The organism is Clostridium sp., assembly GCF_036643715.1.
Lineage (GTDB): Bacteria > Bacillota > Clostridia > Clostridiales > Clostridiaceae > Clostridium.
On sequence record NZ_JAVXRL010000062.1, the window covers coordinates 1,529 to 3,504 of the forward strand.

Annotated in this window: 2 protein-coding genes and 1 riboswitch; of the genes, one reads left to right on the plus strand and one right to left on the minus strand. The window is 29.5% G+C overall.

Annotated features, from left to right (window positions below; translation table 11 throughout):
• Window positions 1-186: 186 nt before the first annotated feature.
• Entirely contained in the window at window positions 187-1,008 is an 822-nt protein-coding gene (locus RSF37_RS13405; RefSeq protein WP_332564890.1) for a metallophosphoesterase, read from the minus strand.
• Window positions 1,009-1,132: 124 nt separating this feature from the next.
• A riboswitch (TPP riboswitch) is annotated at window positions 1,133-1,238 on the plus strand.
• A 37-nt stretch (window positions 1,239-1,275) separates the two neighbouring features.
• On the opposite strand from RSF37_RS13405, the gene thiT reads away from it, so the two are divergent.
• On the plus strand, window positions 1,276-1,968 hold the full coding sequence (thiT, locus tag RSF37_RS13410) for an energy-coupled thiamine transporter ThiT (protein ID WP_332564891.1): 693 nt from the start codon (window positions 1,276-1,278) through the stop codon (window positions 1,966-1,968).
• The last annotated feature ends 8 nt before the right edge of the window (window positions 1,969-1,976 follow it).

A 1,976-nucleotide genomic window follows, 5' to 3' on the forward strand; every position in this document is an offset into this window, starting at 1 on the left:
CCTCCTCCGCCACCTGCTCTTGCAAATGCAAAGGTTGAAGGTAGTAATGCAATTACTAATACAACCATTAAAATAGTCTTACTAAAGCTCTTTTTCAACTTTTCATCCCCTTGTTTGTATGTTGTTATTTATTATATTCTAGAAAAAATGGCTTTTTCAACCTTTTCAATGATAATTAATAGTTCATTAATATTTTCCTTTTATTTCTAATACAACTATTTCTGGTCTATTTAAAATTCTAAATGGAAATGCACTATTTCCAAGTCCTCTACTCACTAACATTGTAGTATTATTAATTGTATGTTTTCCTTCAGTATATTTAGGAAAAAATCCTTGTCCTGGCGCTATTATGCCTCCAACAAAAGGAATTCTAACCTGACCACCATGTGCGTGACCTGTAAAAACTAAGTCTATATTATTATTTGAATATACTTCTATTCCGTCAGGTCTATGAGAAAGTAGCATTTTAAAATTATCACTTTTGTTATTTATTAGTATCTCATTTAAATTATATTCTAACTCTTCAATCTGCCCATCTTTAAGTCCTATTAAATCAATTTCCTTATCTTCAATATATATTTTATGAACCTCATCCTCTAAAACAGTAACCCCAAGTTTAGTGAATTTTTCTTTTAATGTTTCATAAACACCAAGTCTTATTTCATGATTTCCAGTTACATAATAAACTGGCGCTATTTTTAAAAGCTCCGCCATTAAAATTAATGCCGGCTCTTCTTTATAACTATAACTATCAACAATATCACCAGTATAAACTATCATATCTGGCTTTATTTCTTTTATTTTATCCACTAATTTATTTTGGTTATCCCCAAACATCTTATTGTGAAGATCACTTAAGTGGACAATTTTATAATCTGACTTAAGTGAAAGCTCACTGCTATTTAATTCTATTTTATTTATGTATAATAAATTGTTCTGCACGTATAAAAATAATGCTACTAATATTACTATAATTATTATTAAATACATTTTTCTCTTTCCTCTCATAAGTTATTCCCCCCACTCTATGATCCTTATTTTAACATATTTCCTTTATTTCTATACTCAGTTTTGTATTTTATTGACATTAGTAATTTTTAATATTAAAATAAGCTTGTCAATAAAATATTTAAGACTGTGCTAGGGGTGCCAATTTTTTGGCTGAGAGATGCGATTTTGCATTAACCCTTTAACCTGATCTGGGTAATACCAGCGTAGGAAAGCCGTGAGTAGTTTTCATGCGTCCTTCTAGCACAAAGTATAGGAGGTTTTTTTATGGATTTTTTTGCTGATTGGGGAGAAAGATTTAGTAATTTATATACTAATATCCCTGACAAATTTAAGGAGATTGTTTCAAATCCCCTTACAATACTAACAATAATAGGCTGTATTATTTTATTTTTTGCCTTATTTAAATTCAGAAAGGTTAAGTTAGATGCTAGAATAATTACTCACGTAGCAATAGCTTTAGCTCTTTCAACAATACTTAATGTATTTAGAATTTATAGATTCCCACAAGGAGGTAGCATTACACTTGGTTGTATGATTCCAATTCTTATTATAACTTTTGCTTATGGTAAGGAAATTGGATTTTTAACTGGATTTTTATATGGATTAATTAATCTTTTAACTGATCCTTACGTAATACATCCAATTCAAATGTTATTTGATTACCCTCTACCTTCAATGGCTATGGGATTTGCAGGGTACTTTAGAAATAGACGAACTCTCGGAATATTCGTGGCATTTTTCATAAAGTTCTTATGTCACTTCATATCAGGCGTTGTGTTCTTTGGAACTTTTGCACCAGCTAATATGGGTGCTGCTTTTTATTCACTTGCAGTAAATATTCCTATAGTTTTTGGAGAGATGATTATTTGTATAGTTCTAATAAAAGTTCTGCCTGTTGATAGATTAATTAAAATTATTAATCCTGATTATAATTTATCTATTGCAAAAACAGCTTAACTAAAAAA